The 14,824-nt window shown below is 58.6% G+C and carries 12 protein-coding genes; 8 read left to right on the forward strand and 4 right to left on the reverse strand.

Features of this window, described 5'->3' with window-relative positions:
* Positions 1-52 precede the first annotated feature (52 nt).
* From ACR0IP_RS11380 to ACR0IP_RS11390, 3 genes are all read right to left on the reverse strand, one after another.
* The gene (locus tag ACR0IP_RS11380) at positions 53-1,351 is read right to left on the reverse strand and encodes an O-antigen ligase domain-containing protein (protein ID WP_480525608.1); all 1,299 of its coding nucleotides are present in this window, start codon (positions 1,349-1,351) and stop codon (positions 53-55) included.
* Positions 1,348-2,829 carry a GumC family protein gene (locus tag ACR0IP_RS11385; protein WP_480525610.1) on the reverse strand — a complete coding sequence of 494 codons (1,482 nt, stop codon included), beginning with the start codon at positions 2,827-2,829 and terminating at the stop codon, positions 1,348-1,350. The genes ACR0IP_RS11380 and ACR0IP_RS11385 overlap by 4 nt, the downstream gene beginning before the upstream one ends.
* A 114-nt stretch (positions 2,830-2,943) precedes the next feature.
* Entirely contained in the window at positions 2,944-3,558 is a 615-nt protein-coding gene (locus ACR0IP_RS11390) for a LuxR C-terminal-related transcriptional regulator (RefSeq protein ID WP_480525612.1), read from the reverse strand.
* Between the two features lie 252 nt (positions 3,559-3,810).
* On the opposite strand from ACR0IP_RS11390, the gene ACR0IP_RS11395 reads away from it, so the two are divergent.
* The 4 genes from ACR0IP_RS11395 to ACR0IP_RS11410 all read left to right on the forward strand — a co-directional run bounded on the left by ACR0IP_RS11395 (position 3,811) and on the right by ACR0IP_RS11410 (position 9,277).
* Positions 3,811-5,184 carry a sugar transferase gene (locus ACR0IP_RS11395; protein ID WP_480525613.1) on the forward strand — a complete coding sequence of 458 codons (1,374 nt, stop codon included), beginning with the start codon at positions 3,811-3,813 and terminating at the stop codon, positions 5,182-5,184.
* Positions 5,185-5,204: 20 nt separating this feature from the next.
* The gene (locus tag ACR0IP_RS11400; RefSeq protein WP_480525615.1) at positions 5,205-6,086 is read left to right on the forward strand and encodes a UTP--glucose-1-phosphate uridylyltransferase; all 882 of its coding nucleotides are present in this window, start codon (positions 5,205-5,207) and stop codon (positions 6,084-6,086) included.
* A gap of 101 nt (positions 6,087-6,187) precedes the next feature.
* Positions 6,188-6,694 (forward strand): molybdopterin-dependent oxidoreductase, encoded by a 507-nt coding sequence (locus tag ACR0IP_RS11405; protein ID WP_170690812.1) that lies wholly within the window; start codon positions 6,188-6,190, stop codon positions 6,692-6,694.
* 45 nt (positions 6,695-6,739) lie between these two features.
* On the forward strand, positions 6,740-9,277 hold the full coding sequence (locus ACR0IP_RS11410; protein ID WP_480525617.1) for an ATP-binding protein: 2,538 nt from the start codon (positions 6,740-6,742) through the stop codon (positions 9,275-9,277).
* 1 nt (position 9,278) lies between these two features.
* Here the strand turns inward: ACR0IP_RS11410 and ACR0IP_RS11415 are convergent, their stop codons facing one another.
* Positions 9,279-10,508: a polysaccharide biosynthesis/export family protein gene (locus ACR0IP_RS11415; protein ID WP_480525619.1), complete on the reverse strand. Its 1,230-nt coding sequence runs from the start codon at positions 10,506-10,508 to the stop codon at positions 9,279-9,281.
* Positions 10,509-10,703: 195 nt separating this feature from the next.
* Here ACR0IP_RS11415 and ACR0IP_RS11420 point away from each other — a divergent pair, with 195 nt between their 5' ends.
* From ACR0IP_RS11420 to ACR0IP_RS11435, 4 genes are read left to right on the forward strand one after another with little or no spacing between them, the layout of a single operon-like run.
* Positions 10,704-11,942 carry an oligosaccharide flippase family protein gene (locus tag ACR0IP_RS11420; RefSeq protein WP_170678394.1) on the forward strand — a complete coding sequence of 413 codons (1,239 nt, stop codon included), beginning with the start codon at positions 10,704-10,706 and terminating at the stop codon, positions 11,940-11,942.
* Positions 11,939-12,853 (forward strand): glycosyltransferase family 2 protein, encoded by a 915-nt coding sequence (locus tag ACR0IP_RS11425; protein ID WP_480525621.1) that lies wholly within the window; start codon positions 11,939-11,941, stop codon positions 12,851-12,853. Before ACR0IP_RS11420 ends, ACR0IP_RS11425 begins: the two co-directional genes overlap by 4 nt.
* A 20-nt stretch (positions 12,854-12,873) precedes the next feature.
* The gene (locus ACR0IP_RS11430; protein ID WP_170375780.1) at positions 12,874-13,860 is read left to right on the forward strand and encodes a glycosyltransferase family 2 protein; all 987 of its coding nucleotides are present in this window, start codon (positions 12,874-12,876) and stop codon (positions 13,858-13,860) included.
* A gap of 13 nt (positions 13,861-13,873) precedes the next feature.
* Positions 13,874-14,785, forward strand: a complete 912-nt coding sequence (locus ACR0IP_RS11435; protein ID WP_170375778.1) for a glycosyltransferase family 4 protein — start codon at positions 13,874-13,876, stop codon at positions 14,783-14,785.
* Positions 14,786-14,824 lie beyond the last annotated feature (39 nt).

A 14,824-nucleotide genomic window follows, 5' to 3' on the forward strand; every position in this document is an offset into this window, starting at 1 on the left:
CAGACTCGTGCCCGTCGCGTCCAGTCATACTCAGCAGCGCTTTGGGACAAGGTCATGAGACCCAATCCGATGTGGCATGTAATGGACCCGCCGCTTTGATCTCCCTCAGATGACATCCGAGTGCCAACAAGGACGGCCAGAGTAGATAAGTTTGGATTTCGACGTTCTCTCCAAAAGTCAGCAGGAGAACTGTGAGCAACAGCCCGAGCGGCAGCCTCCCGCGTTCCGACTTTATGGCGTCAAAGGTGACGATTGCGAAATGAACGAGGAAAGGGATGAGAAACGCGGCAAATCCGGTCAGCCCTTTGACGAATAGCAATCCGTACCAGGTGTGATGGCTGCCGATCGGCATGTACTCAACAAGATGCGCTCCTGGTCTGACCGTGCCGTGCCCGAAAACCATTGCGTCTGATTGCCATCGTTCATATGCGACGCGCTGCAGCGTTTCGCGTACGCGGGTACTGTCGGCGCGCGCGGATTTGAAGCTGTAGAGGGCTCGGTTACCGAACTCGACAAAGGCGGCGCCCCAGACGGCTACGGTGGTGGTGACTGTAGACAATAGAATCCACCCCAAGCTGCGGGCAACAAGTGGCAAGAGGCGGGGTGTCAGCGAGCAGACCACCAATCCGACCAAGCCCATGCGGGACTTCGACATCAGGATCATCAGAACTCCGGCAGCCAAACCGATGACCCTCCAGCTGCGGTGCTTTTCTTCAAGGGCAAACAAGACCATGCAGACGCCCAACAGTGCCGCGAATGGAGACCAAGGCGCAAAGAATTGCCAACGCGGCGTGCCGCTGGCCGGGTCGATTGTATACAGGTAGACCGAGAAATACTCAGGCCCCGGGCCGCCCACTGCTTTCAACGGAGACGTAAAAAGCAGATGCGGCAAACCGGCATAGGGGGCGACCACTAGCAACGGCAGAAGGCACAAGGTCAAAAGGCCCAGTACGCATTGTCCTCTGACCAGAACCTCGCGCCGGATTGGTAAAACCGCCCCTGCTAGGATAAACAACGGGATCAGCGCCCAACCCTTGGCCCATCCGATGCTCGATTTGATCGTTTTCGTGGTGCCAAGATTCCAATCCGCGTGGCCTGCCCAAAGTGAGACCAGCATCACCAGCATGCCAACACTCCAGATCCAGACCAAGGCGGGGATGGGGCCTGTTACGCGCATGTCCGAGCGGATCGCCGGGCCGAGGTAAAGTGACACCCCGGCAATAGCAGCCAACATCCAACCCAGCACTGGACCGACAACATAGAGCGCACCAAGCCCGTAGAACGGCCACGTCCAGATCAGCGTGTACCAGACGATATTTTCGGCCGGGGTTTGAGGGGCTACACGCGTCAATCTGCGGCCTCTGTCTTGTCTTTCAGCAGTTTTGAGATCAGCGGGTTTCGGACCCATGCCAGCACCAAACCCATCAGTAGCATAAGGCTTGCAGCGATCCCGGCGGCGATCGAGATCTTCTTGTTCGGGGAAGACGGGCGGGTCGGCAGAGACGGGTTTTCCAGCACTTGGATCAAGGGATAGGAGGCGTAGACATCGGTTTTTTTCGACTCGGACCGAGCGATGGCAGAGGCGAACACGGCCTCTGCCACAGCGAAATCTCTCTGCCGATCCTCCAGCTCAGCGGCGATGGGGGCGAGGTCTGACAGGCGCAGAGTTTCCAGACGAATTTGTACGCGCAGTGTCGCGACGTGCTCTTCCAATCCGGCGCGCAAGGCATCCTCGCGCACCAACTCGCTGAGCAACTGCGCCCGTTGCCCTTCCGGCGCGCGATCCAGTCCACCGAGCTGCTCGGCCGTCAAGCCCGTCACCTGCGACGCGCGTTGTAACGCAACCGAACGCGCCCCTTCATAGTCGTTTTGGGCATTCACATAGATCGGGTGGCGCGATCCATAGGTCGCGTCAGCTTGCGCCAGCTTTGCAGCCCCCACCGACACGTCCTCAAGCAACGATAGGTACTGCCCATCAGCATAGAGTTTCAGCGTTGCCGCCGCTGCGCCAGAGGGCAGATTCAACGCGACTTGAAGCGCGGCGACACGTTCCGATTGGCGTGCCAGCTCGCTCTCCTGCTTTCGCAGTTCCTGCTTTGCACGGTCATTAGCGGCGACCTGCTGTTGGTATTGCGCGACTGATATCAGACCGCTTTGCGACTGCAGCTTTTTGATCTCGGCCCGCGTGGCCTGAATTGCGCGCGTGTAGTCTTCGATCGCGCCCGTATTGCTGGCCTCACGGGTGGCAATTTCATCGGCGCGCAGGGCGTCAATCTCGGCGAAAAAGGCGGCCACTAGGGCGTCACCATATTGCTGAGCGTCAGCCGGAGAGGCGGCCTGAAGCTCGATATGGATCAGGCTGGTTTGATCGACCAGTTGTACCCGCGGCTTGCCAAACACATCCCGGTCAGCTTCTACCGCCTTGGCTGCCGCGTCGAGTATACGGTCGGCCGACAATAGACGTTTATACGTCTCGGTCGGGCTGATCGAACCGTTGGCAAATGCCGAATTCGCGTAGGAGGATGCCTGACCGATATTGGCCAGGTTGACCGATGCCGAAGCGCCAGACCCGGGCAGGATCAGCGATGCGTGAGAAGTGTATTTGACGGGTGCGGTTGCCAGATATCCGCTGATCGGGGCCCAGATGCAGCTCGCCCCTAGAAGGAACAGCGCCACGTAACGGGGCAGGCGGCCAGCATCGCTGAGGCGTCCTCCCTTTACGATGCGAGGCCAGCTGAGCGATCTGAAATTGGTTCGGGAAATGCGTGCCCAATGCAGAAATTGCGTGTCTCGCGTGGAATCAGAGAAGTTTGAAATCTGTTGCGACATGGAAAAACCCTTTCTTACAAGGGTGATACAGCGCATCTGATCGCTGATCATTCGCTCAGCAGGCTAGGGGCCGAGGGGATTGGGAGCGCCCCCTATCCCTTTGGATAGTGACGCTTAGAAAAACCCCGCCTCGCGCGCAGCTAAGGCGGCCTGGGTTCGATTGCTGACACCAACTTTGCGGAACAAAGTCTTCATATGCAGTTTGATCGTCGGCTCTGACAGATCCAGATCGCGGGCGATTTCCTTGTTGGATTTGCCCTCAGTCAGCCCTTTGAGAACTTGCCGCTCTCGCTCTGTGAGTTTTTGAGCCATAGGGTGGGAGTCTTCTGGCTGCTCCGCGTTCATGAAACCCGCAGGAAGGTATTGCTCGCCCATCGCCATAAAGCGGATCGCGTTAACCAGGGATTTGGCAGGTAGAGTCTTTGGGACGAAACCGGCCGCGCCAAGTTCCAGCGCGCGTTGCGCCAGATCGCGCGAGGTGTCGCCGGTAAACAAGGCCACATGCTGGGCACCGTCCAAAGCGATGCAGGTTTCAAGTCCGGCCAACCCGTTCATGCCGGGCATGTTCAGGTCCAGAAGGACCAGATCAAAGGCTCCGTCGTTCTCAATCAGAGTTTTCGCGGCTGGGAAATCCGGCGCCGTTTCAACCTCGATCCCGCCTGCGGCATCAAAAAAGGCGACAAGCGTGTCCAAAATAAGCTTGTGGTCGTCAGCAATAAGAACTTTCATCTCAAATCTCCGTCTGCACCCAACCACACCCAAATGCGTTAATAAATCATTGAACACATGGCATGAAGCCTGCCTGACGGACAGGTGAATATCCAATCGGATAGGTCAGCGGGCCGTTTCCACCACGCTATGTGCTGCGGGGTCGTTTGAATAGACCTATTCTCCGATCCCTCTCCGGATGCTCGCCTATCGGTTGCAGGATCACGTTGGCAGTCTGAAGCCAGAGATTGTCATCGTTGATCGGAGAGTTCCATGCAGTTCCTGTCAGTCCAAGATATGTACAAAGGCGCGCAGCCGACACCCACACCAAATCTGGAAGAGTCCGAGATTTTGGGTTTGCCAGTTGTGAATGCCCAATCCGGGCAGGTGATCTCAAAACTGCTGGATGGAACCCGCCGGACGGTCTTTTTCCTAAATGCACATTGCGCAAACATACGGGCCCGTAACCATACCTATCGAGCAGCATTGGCCCGGGCAGATATGATCCTACCTGACGGGATTGGGGTAGAGGTCGCGGCAAAGTTGCAAGGCGTCCAGTTGGCCGAGAACCTGAACGGTACGGACTTTGTGCCCAAACTGCTGAAACGCGCGGCGTGTCTTGGGCAGTCGGTCTACCTGTTGGGGGGGCGTCCCGGAACAGCTCAGGCAGCGGCGGCGCGGTTGCAGCAAATAATCCCCGATTTGGCCGTGGCTGGTACGCGCGATGGTTATGAAGGTGCAGCGCGGGTTGATGAGGCGATCGACGATATCAACCTGTCCGGCGCCGACATCCTGTTGGTCGCGATGGGCGTCCCGCTGCAGGAGTTGTGGATTACGCAGAACCGCCACCGGCTTGACCCTCGCATCGCGCTGGGTGTGGGTGCTTTGTTTGACTTCCTGGCCGGGAATGTGCGCCGTGCGCCGCGCATCGTTCGGCGCGCCCGGATGGAGTGGGCATGGCGGTTGGCGATGGAGCCGCGTCGCATGGCCCGCAGATATCTATTGGGCAATTTCGAATTCCTCGGGCGTGCCGCGCACAATTCTGTTCCCAAGGTCTCAGCATGTCGCCTGCTGGACCTCACTTTGGCGGTGGTCGCGCTGTCTCTTCTGGCCCTGCCCATGGCCGCAATCGCCGCATTGGTGCGATTGGACAGTCGCGGCCCCGCTTTTTTTCGGCAGACGCGGATCGGTCGAAACGGCGTGCCTTTCACGATGTACAAGTTCCGCTCGATGACGCAGGACGCAGAAGCGCGGCGTACGGACCTGCTCGCCCGTTCGGACCGTGAGGGCGTGTGCTTCAAAGCTAAAAATGATCCACGCATCACCCGTGTCGGGAAAGTTCTGCGCCGGTGCTCGCTGGATGAACTGCCGCAAATCTTCAACGTGCTGAAAGGGGATATGTCGTTGGTTGGCCCGCGCCCGGCTTTACCCGAAGAGGTTGCCGCCTATCCAGAACAAGCACTGGAGCGCCTTCAGGTGCGTCCCGGTATCACTGGCCTCTGGCAGGTTTCGGGCCGCGCGGGCATCGGCTTTGACCGCATGATCGAACTGGATACGGCCTATGTCCGCGCCCGCTCGCCCCTTCTGAACCTATTTCTCATCGCATTGACCGCACGTGCCGTCGTGTCGGGTAGAGGCGCTTACTGATCAATCCTAGGAGCATTGAAATGACCCGTATTCGCAAAGCTGTTTTCCCGGTCGCAGGTCTGGGCACAAGGTTTCTGCCGGCCACCAAATCGGTGACCAAGGAAATGCTGCCGTTGATCGACCGCCCCTTGATCCAATATGCAGCGGACGAGGCCCGCGCCGCCGGGATTGTTGAATTCATCTTTATCACGTCAACTGGCCAATCCGCGCTGAAGACGTATTTTGGGCTGAACCCGGGGCTGGAGCGCAAACTGAAGGATGGCGGCAAAACCACCCTGCTGAACCGTTTGCGCCGCACGAATCTTGAGGATGAGGCATACAGTTTTATCCAACAAGACAGCCCACGCGGACTGGGCCACGCAGTCTCTCTGGCACGTGACATTGTCGGTGATGAACCCTTCGCGGTGATCCTGCCGGATGATGTGATCCACGCGCAGCGCCCGGTCCTGGCGCAAATGGTCCAGAACTTTGAAGGCAGACACATGATCGCGACCGAAGAGGTTCCATCCGACCGGATCGGTGCCTATGGCGTGGTCGATATCGAGCACAGGACAGGGCAGGTACAGTATCTGAAAGGGTTGGTCGAAAAGCCCTCCGCCGATGAGGCGCCGTCCGAGTTTGGCATCGTCGGGCGATATCTGCTGCAACCTTCGATATTCGATCAACTGAACGGATTGGCACCCGGCGCGGGAAACGAAATCCAACTGACCGATGCGATCGCATCCGATATCGAAAGTACCGGATGCTACGGCTTCGCTTTTCAGGGAGAGCGCTTCGATTGTGGGTCGGTCGCCGGGTATCTTGAGGCAACCACCGTCTTTGCGTTGCAACGTGCAGAACTGCGGGACGGGTTCAAATCCATGTTGCGCCAGCGCATGAACCTGCTGTCAGCCGCCGCATGAGACCGAGGCACCTATCCGTTCGGATAGGTGCGTATCCCCATGCCCATCTGTCGCTACTGACCTCTTTCTTGTTATTTAGGGTCAAAGAAATGGAGACTAAGATGCGTCTGTTTTTTGCGATCCTTGCAGCGGTGTTCACCTTTTGCCTGACGTCTGCGCAAGCCGAAGATTTGGCGACCCCGACAGGTGAGGTTGTCCTAACCATTTCAGGCAACATCGCGCAGACCGGCCCCGACGGGGCGGCGCAGTTCGATATGGAAATGTTGCTGGCGCTGCCGCGGCGTAGCTTTGAAACCTCAACAATCTGGACGGAAGGCGAGACCCGCTTTGTCGGCGTTCCCCTGTCGGTCTTGCTGGAGCTGATCGGAGCAGAGGGCGCGACGATCCGGGCAACGGCGATCAATGACTACGCGGTTGAGATTCCTTTGGAGTCGATTTCGGCGCAGGACCCGATTGTCGCCTATGAGATGGACGGCGCAGCGATGTCCCGCCGGCAGAAAGGTCCGCTATGGGTCGTATATCCCTATGACAGTGACACCAAGTACCAGACCGAGGTGATTTACTCTCGCAGCATTTGGCAACTCGACAGGTTGGAAATCGTTAAATAGCGTGGGGTTACAATATAGTATGAAGTGGGCGATACGGGCCAGACATTGACAAGAAGTTTCCAAAACCACTCGCGGCGCCGGTGGGCTTTCGGGCTCGTCGGCATCGCCGTTCTGGGTGCCCTTGCTTTGGTCGTGTTGCTGTCTGTCAAGGTGATATCCGACCTGCGCGACCGGCAGTCAGCCCGGACAGATAACGTGCAATGGACACTGACGCAGGTCGAGGTCGAGTTTCTTTTCTACCTTAACGCGCTTGAGGCGGGCGTATCGGATGCGAGGCGAAGCACCGAAAACCTGGACCTTGTCCGCCGCCGTTTCGATCTCTTGTACAGCCGTATCGACATTCTGGACACCTCGCGTCTGTTTGAAACGCTGCGAAGTGACCCGAAATTCGCCGAACCTCTGAACGATGTCTCCACCTATCTGGAGGCCTCGGTGCCCACGATTGACGCTGGGGATCCTGGGCTCAGTGCGGGGCTGCCGGATCTCTATGACGGCGCGCAGGAGATCGCTCCGAAGGTGCGAGAGCTTTCTGTCTCGGCGATTTCGTACTTTGCAAGCCAGTCGGATCAGCGCCGTGAGGAAACCGCGCTCAGCCTGTTTCAACTGGCCGTTTTGTCGGGTGGCTTGTTCCTGACGCTGACTGCGGTCAGCGCCTACCTCTTGGCGGTCAACCGCAAAGCTGATCGGCGGGGGCAGGCGATTCAGCAGGCGAACCAACGCATGAATACTATCCTGTCGACCTCATTGGATGCCGTGATCGTGGTAAACGCCGCTGGCACAGTGCTGGAGTTCAACGCGGCCGCACAGGCGATTTTCGGGTATTCCGAGGCAGAGGCCAAAGGGCATTCGATCGGCGAATTGATTGTGCCTTCGCATCTACGCGCAGCCCATGATGAAGGCATGGAGCGGATGCAGAGCGGAGGCGCCCGCCACGTCGTTGGCAAGGGTCGCGTCCAGCTTGAGGCGATGCGCAAGAATGGAGAGGTCTTTCCCGTCGAACTTGCGTTGCAATCTGCCCAGGCCGGGGACGAGGAAATCGTAATCGGTTTCGTCCGCGATATCTCACAAAGCGTTGCGGATCAGAAAGAGCTTGTCTCGGCCCGCGACCGTGCACTTGCCGGGGAAAAGGCAAAGTCGGATTTTCTGACTGTTATGAGCCATGAGATCAGAACCCCGTTGAACGGGCTGCTGGGCAACCTAACCCTACTCAAGAATACACGCACGACCAAACAGCAGTCTCAGTTTGTCCGCAACATGGAGATCTCGGGCCAGGTTCTGCAAAACCATGTGGATGCGGTGCTGGATATTGCTCGGTTCGAGGCCGGCAAGCTGTCAGTCGCGCACGAGCCAACCGACCTGAACGCGATGCTGCAGGACCTAGTGGATGGTCAAAGCGGCAATGCGGCCTCGCGCGGCAACTCAATCTCTTGGCAATGGGTGGGTGGAGCCTATCCGCATGTCGCGACTGATGGGCAAAGGTTGCGGCAAATTCTGCTGAACCTCGTGGGTAATGCGATCAAGTTTACCGAAAATGGCCGTGTTTCTATTGAGGTCGAAAGATGTGAACCTGAAGATCAGGGTAAGGCACATGTATACGAAGTGCGTGTGATCGACACCGGGGCTGGCATCGCCGATGATGAGATCGACGCCATTTTTGATGACTTCTACACCAGCGATCCCTCTATCGGTCGCACGGTCGGAGGAACCGGGCTTGGCCTGGGAATTGCCCGTAGGTTCGCGCAGGCCATGGGCGGTGAGGTCGGGGCGGAAAGCACATTGGGCGAAGGCAGTGTTTTCTGGCTGCGGATACCGTTGCAGCCGTGGGCGCGCGACCAACTGCTAGAAGCTGCTCAGATCAATACCGAGACCGTTCGCCCTCTGAACTTGTTGGTGGTCGAAGACAACGAGATCAACCTCGAGGTCATCTGCAACATGCTGGCGCTGGACGGTCATTGTGTAACGACAGCGGAAAATGGGCAGGTCGGCGTCGAAAAGGCCAGCAGTCAGCGGTTCGACGCGATCCTGATGGATATCAGCATGCCGGTGATGGATGGACCAACCGCTGCACGCCACATCCGCAATGGCCAGGGGCAGTCGACAGATGTGCCGATTATCGCAGTGTCGGCCAATGTCCTGCCAGACGCGGTCGAAACCTTTCGTGCCGCTGGCATGACTGCTTTCATTGGCAAACCAATCTCGCTTGATGCTCTGCGCAAGGCGCTTTCGGTGGTCACCCGAACCGACGGCCAGATTTCAGGGCATGCGCAGCCTGATCCGTTGGCTGAGTTAAGAGACAGCCTCGGGCCCAAAGTCTTTGGCCGTCTGCATGCCAAGTTCATTGTCGAAGGGGATGAGTTCGTTGAACAGCTCGAAACCGGTGCCATTGACCAGTCAGATTTGACCCAAATCGCTCAGGCTTGTCACAAACTGGCTGGCAGCGCGGCAACCTTCGGCGCGGAAGAATTTCGCGAGGCGTTAATTGCGGTAGAGACTGCGGTCAAAGAACACAAAGACATTACTGACAAACTCGCCGCAGTTTCTACCGCTTGGGAGCGGGCGAAAGCATCGCCCGCTCGGGATTGAATTAGGGGGCTAGCAGTGCCGCTGCGCCGACGATGCCAACCGCGCGGGCGACCTCGGTTAGGCCGGTTGCCTTGCTGTCGTAGCAGGCGATCGCATCACCCGGCAAAACATAGGGGTCATAGTCATCCCGATCCCCGCGTCGCAGCAGCTTTTCGATGTTGCGTTCAATGACGATCGAGTTCCCGGTCATCGGGTTACGGGTGAACAGGACCGCGCTGCGATTGGCGTTGGTTGTCTTGGCTCCGCCGACGCAATTGGTATCGACGACGGCCTGCAGGTAGCGCGTGCCATAGGGTACCTCACGCACGTCGCGTCCAATAGCCGACTCTGCGTTGCCAGTTGCAGGTTGTGTGAGGTTGGACATGTAAAGCGTCACGCCGGGCGGGCTGATCGGGCTGGGGCGCATAAGATCATCCTGGAAACACCCTCGGCTGTTGACCACGATCTGATCCCCGGTCAGCAGCATGATGTCGGTCGGGTCTGAGCCTTCGAACACGCCGCGTAGGTCCATCCGGTAGATCGTGCCTTGCCGGTGCAGTTCGACCGCTGACAGATCCGCATCAGGGCGCACACCTCCGGCAGCGCGAATGGCGACCGAGAGGTTGCGCGCCTCGGTCGAGGCGCCCAGCACACCCTGGCGTCCTCGATCCAGTGAGTCGCCTGGGGTGCCTCCGATCTCGACCGAGTGGGGCTCAAACACTGCGCCTTTCACGCCGACAGTAACCGAGGCGAAATCGCTGATGCGCGCCGTGACACGCGGGGTACTGTCATAGAACTGTGCCGCCACTAGAACGCGGGCGACATCCCGCTCTACCTGCTCGGTCGTACGACCCTGCGCACGCACCGGCGGTAGGTAGGGCAGCTTCAGATCGCCATCGCGGGACACAACATAGGTGTCGCTGAGAAGCTCATCCCCGTCGATGGTGATCTGCACCATGTCATTGCGCGAAAGCTTCTCGCCCAACAATGGGCTAAGCGCGGGCTGTGACCATTTGGCAAAAGCACTTGCGCCCTGATCCCCGGTCTGAGGCATACAGGCGCGTCCATTCATATGTTCCGCTTGCAGCAAAGGTGCATTTGCCCGGCGCCGCGAGGGGGCACGGTACTGCGCCTGATAGCTGTCGCCTTTTGCGACGGGTTCGATGTTGCGCGGGGTCTTCATGCTGCTGCAACCCGACAGAGCAATCGCGCTGACGGCTCCTAATACCAAAACTTTGAAATGTCGTGTCATTTTGAACTCTCCTGAACTGCATCTACAGCTACGGCAGTGTCTTGATATGCGTCAGACCGGCATCGGGATTGCCGTTTATCCCATTCGGATAGGGCCCTCGCCGGATGGTTCGTCTGGCTGTCCGCCCGCGTCTGGGACAGGGAAGTCGCGGCCAATTAGAACTGATCCCAACACTGTTTTTGGATATTTGGCGACATGACTCAGCAATTGGCACATTCCGGTTTTTTGCGGCACCTGCTGGCCTATGCGGCGTCCGAAGTGGCTGCAAAGGCGTCGCGCCTTGTGGTCGTTGTTGTCGTGGCCCGCAGCCTCAGCCCCGAGGCAATCGGTCTGGCTGCTGCTGCCCTTGCGGCAGGGGATATCCTCAAGGCGCTGACCGAGAACGGCGTAGGGCAGAGGATCATCCAAGCCCCTCAGGCTGAGTTGGAACAGCGCTGCAACACTGCGCATCGCATCTTCTGGGTCTGGTGCGGGGCGCTGTTTTCGCTGCAGCTGGCTATCGCTGCGTTCCTCTACGCGATAGGGCACGAGACGCTGGCGCTGCTGCTCGCCATTCTGGCGGGAGAGTACCTGTTCATGCCCGCCGGTCTAGTACAGGCCTCGCTTGCGATGCGTGAGGGCAAGCTGCAGCAGACCGCCGCCATTGCCGGAGGGCAGGTGGTTGGAGCGAATGTCATGGCGGCGCTACTGGCGCTGCTCTGGGCCTCGCCGCTGGCTTTGGTGCTGCCCCGCTTGCTGGCTGCTCCGATCTGGCTGGTCCTGATGCGCCGCCTGCGTCCCTGGGCGTTGGACACCAAACAAGGATTTGCCGCTCTTCGCCCCTTTGTTGGGTTCGGCTGGGCCGTTCTGGGCGTCGAGATAGTCAAAGTTCTGCGTCTCCAGGCCGACAAGCTTGTCGTCGGCGCGATGCTGGGGGCCGAGAGCCTTGGCATCTACTTCATGGCTTTCAACGCTGGGCTCGGCTTGGCGACATCTTTCACGCAGGCCTTTTCAGTTGTTCTTTTCCCACATCTTTGCGCAGCCCTGGATAAAACCAAGGCGCTGCGTCATGGGCTCGGCACGTCCCTCCTGGTGCTGAGCCCGTTGGTTTTGCTGCAAGCCGCGCTTGCGCCGGTCTATGTGCCGCTGCTGCTAGGGGCCGAGTGGCAACAGATTTCACCGGTAGTCTCGGTCTTGTGCCTTGCCGCATTGCCCAGCGTCATCTGGTCAGCCGTGGCCGGATGGCTGCGGTCCGAGAACCGCGCGGTTACCGAGCTATGGGTCAGCGCGGCCTTGGCCTTTGCATTGATCCTCAACACCGCGATCATAGCGCCTTTCGGGCTGATGCCAGTGGCGACCGGGTACCTGCTTACGAGTGCTGCCGTGATGCTAACGGCCTCTTGGGTTCTGCTGCCTCGGGATCACAAAACAACAGAAAGGCTCGGCTTCCAATGACCAACTTTACGATTATCGTGCCGTTTCACACCGATGCGGATACAATTGCCGACACGCTGACCAGCATTCGCGCGCAAAGCTTCACGAATTGGGAGGCGATCTGCGTCGGCGACCGTCCTTCAAGCGCGTGCCTGTCCATCGTGCTATATCACATTGCGCAAGACCACCGTATCCGGGTCGCCAGCAGCCCCTTCGATGGCCCAAGCGTTGCCCGCAACTATGGGGCCGAACTGGCCAAGGGAGACATACTGGCGTTCTGCGACGCGGATGATCTGTGGCACAAGGACAAGCTGGCGCAGCTAAACGAAACCTTCCAATCCTCCTCGACGGATGCTGTTTTTGGGCAGATCCGGTTCTTCACGGATCGGCCCGGAGATTCTCAGACAGGTTCGACCGTTCCTGACGCACCCCTGACCATTCAGGACCTTTTGGCTGAGAACCCGGTCTGCACCATGTCCAATCTTTCGATCCGCCGTGAGGTCTTCAACGAGGTCGGCGGGTTGGACACGAGAACGGTGCATAACGAAGATTTGGAACTGCTGATCCGCGTCGCAGGCGAAGGGTTCACCATCAAAGGGGTCAATCAGTTCCAAGTCTGGTATCGCACCAGCACCGGGGGCTTGTCCTCGGACTTGAACGCAATGCGCGCTGGGCGGGCCTACGCGGTCAAAACAGCCGCATCATATGGCGTATTCCCGTCCCGGTCGTCCGAGGCCGTCTATCTGCGCTATCTCGCCCGCCGAGCGCTGCGGTTGGGACATCAGGGTCAGGCGCTGTCTTACACAGGCAAAGGCTTGAGTCTGCATGCGCGCGGTTTCCTGCTGCCCCTGCGCCGAGGACTGCCTACCGCCGCAGGGGCCGCGCTGGCCCCGATCCTGCCGCGAGCGATCAAACGCGCGTTGTTTTCATGAGAATTCTGAAGGAGATCACCATGCCCACAGCATCCATCGTCGTACCCGCCTACAACGCCGAAGCAACCTTGGCCGAAACGCTCGCCGCACTGCAGGCGCAAACCTATGACGATTTCGAAATCATCATCGTCGATGATGGATCGCAGGACGCGACCGCCGGGATTGCCCGCACGCACCAATGCGACCCGCGCGTACGACTTGTCGGGCAAGCCAACCGCGGGCTGGCGGGGGCCAGAAATACCGGCATCGCTGCCGCGCGGGGTACGTTCATCGGCTTTTGCGACGCCGACGATCTGTGGATGCCCGAGAAGCTGGCGGCTCATATTCACCATCTCAAGGCCGAACCGGATGTGGGGGTTAGTTACTCTGGCAGTGCCTTGATCGACGAGGCGGGGTGCATGATGGGGATCAAACAAGCACCCCGCCTGAAGGATGTGACCGCAGCACATGTTCTGAACCGCAACCCGATCGGCAACGGATCGGCGGCCGTTATACGAAAGACTGTGCTGAAGGCTCTGGCCTACCGCCCGAGCTTTGAAATCGAGCGGGATTGGGTCTTCGATGAGACCTTCCGGCAGTCAGAGGATATCGAATGCTGGATGCGGTTGATGCTGAAGACCGATTGGCAGATCGAAGGCGTTCCGGGGCTGCTGACCCACTACCGGATCAATGCAGGCGGGCTTTCGGCGGCTTTGGATCGCCAGTTTGAGGCATGGGAGCGTATGGTCGCGAAATTGCGCCCGCTGAACCCTGAATTCTTTGCCCGGCACGAACCCTCGGCCCGTGCTTATCAGCTGCGCTATCTGGCGCGGCGGGCCATCACCAACCTCGATCAGGACACAGCTTGGGAGTTGTTTGCGCGAAGCGTCCAGGAAAGCCTCCGCCCGGTGCTTGAGGAACCTATGAAATCGTTCAGCACTTTCGCCGCAGCCCTTGCGTTGAAAACTTTTGGACCCGGCCCGATCACCCGGGTGGCACAAATGAAATCCAAACTGCAATCGATCTGAGAGAGGCGTCATCATGGAACAGAAAAAGATCCTCCACTTGGTAGACGACACCACAGCGGGTGGCGTGATGCGGATGCTCGACCATCTTTTGGCGCAGTCAGATCTGTCCGGCGCGGTCGAGCAAAAAGTGTTGAAGGTCAAACGGACCGCGTTTTCTTGGGGCAAACTGAATGCGGATGTCATCGTGTCCCACGTCGTACCAAGCTGGAGAAGCTTACCTGCGTTCTCAGCTCTTCGCGCAATGCATCTGGACACTCGACTGGTCCATGTCGAACACAGTTACACCCGGGCATTCACCACTCTGAATGTCCCACAAAAAAGTCGGTTTTTTGCGATGCTGCGTGTGATCTATTCCTTCTTTGATCAGGTGGTCGCGGTCAGCCACGCGCAGTCGGATTGGATGAAGGAACGACGCCTGGCTGCTTCGGAAAAACTGGCTGTCATTCCTCCGACCGTTGATCTTGAGCAGTTGTCGCGCAACACTATGCCTCCCAAGTCAAAGACCACAATTGGTGCCATCGGGCGTTTGGAACAGCAGAAAGGGTTCGACATCCTGATTCAGGGTTTTCGGTCAACCCGAACGCCGGGCGCGCGCTTGTTGATCTTTGGTGAAGGCAGTCAACGTTCATACCTTGAGGCGTTGGCAGAAGGTGATCCGCGCATCGAATTTAGGGGCCACGCCGAGGACCCGGCAGAAGCCTATCAAGCCGTCGATGTCGTCGCGATTCCGTCACGGTGGGAGGCGTACGGATTGGTCTTGGACGAAGCGCTCGCCGCCGGGCGCACGGTTATTGCCAGCAAAGTCGATGGGCTGCGTGATCGGGAAGGAGATTCAAGAGTGTCGTTCTGCAATCTTGATTCTGAATCATGGCGACACGCTATCGACGAATGCTTGCGACCTGCCATTGCTGCGACATGCAACTGACGTCAGGTCTGCCATTCGAAGTTCATATTGGGGTGGGGT

The sequence above is a fragment of the Ruegeria sp. AL11 genome, from assembly GCF_056540865.1.

Excerpts from the sequence above, each read along its gene's own strand:
- ACR0IP_RS11385 (WP_480525610.1), bottom strand. The coding sequence starts at position 2,829 with ATGTCGCAACAGATTTCAAACTTCTCTGATTCCACGCGAGACACGCAA.
- ACR0IP_RS11390 (WP_480525612.1), bottom strand. The coding sequence starts at position 3,558 with ATGAAAGTTCTTATTGCTGACGACCACAAGCTTATTTTGGACACGCTT.
- ACR0IP_RS11395 (WP_480525613.1), top strand. The coding sequence starts at position 3,811 with ATGCAGTTCCTGTCAGTCCAAGATATGTACAAAGGCGCGCAGCCGACA.
- ACR0IP_RS11400 (WP_480525615.1), top strand. The coding sequence starts at position 5,205 with ATGACCCGTATTCGCAAAGCTGTTTTCCCGGTCGCAGGTCTGGGCACA.
- ACR0IP_RS11405 (WP_170690812.1), top strand. The coding sequence starts at position 6,188 with ATGCGTCTGTTTTTTGCGATCCTTGCAGCGGTGTTCACCTTTTGCCTG.
- ACR0IP_RS11415 (WP_480525619.1), bottom strand. The coding sequence starts at position 10,508 with ATGACACGACATTTCAAAGTTTTGGTATTAGGAGCCGTCAGCGCGATT.
- ACR0IP_RS11420 (WP_170678394.1), top strand. The coding sequence starts at position 10,704 with ATGACTCAGCAATTGGCACATTCCGGTTTTTTGCGGCACCTGCTGGCC.
- ACR0IP_RS11425 (WP_480525621.1), top strand. The coding sequence starts at position 11,939 with ATGACCAACTTTACGATTATCGTGCCGTTTCACACCGATGCGGATACA.
- ACR0IP_RS11430 (WP_170375780.1), top strand. The coding sequence starts at position 12,874 with ATGCCCACAGCATCCATCGTCGTACCCGCCTACAACGCCGAAGCAACC.
- ACR0IP_RS11435 (WP_170375778.1), top strand. The coding sequence starts at position 13,874 with ATGGAACAGAAAAAGATCCTCCACTTGGTAGACGACACCACAGCGGGT.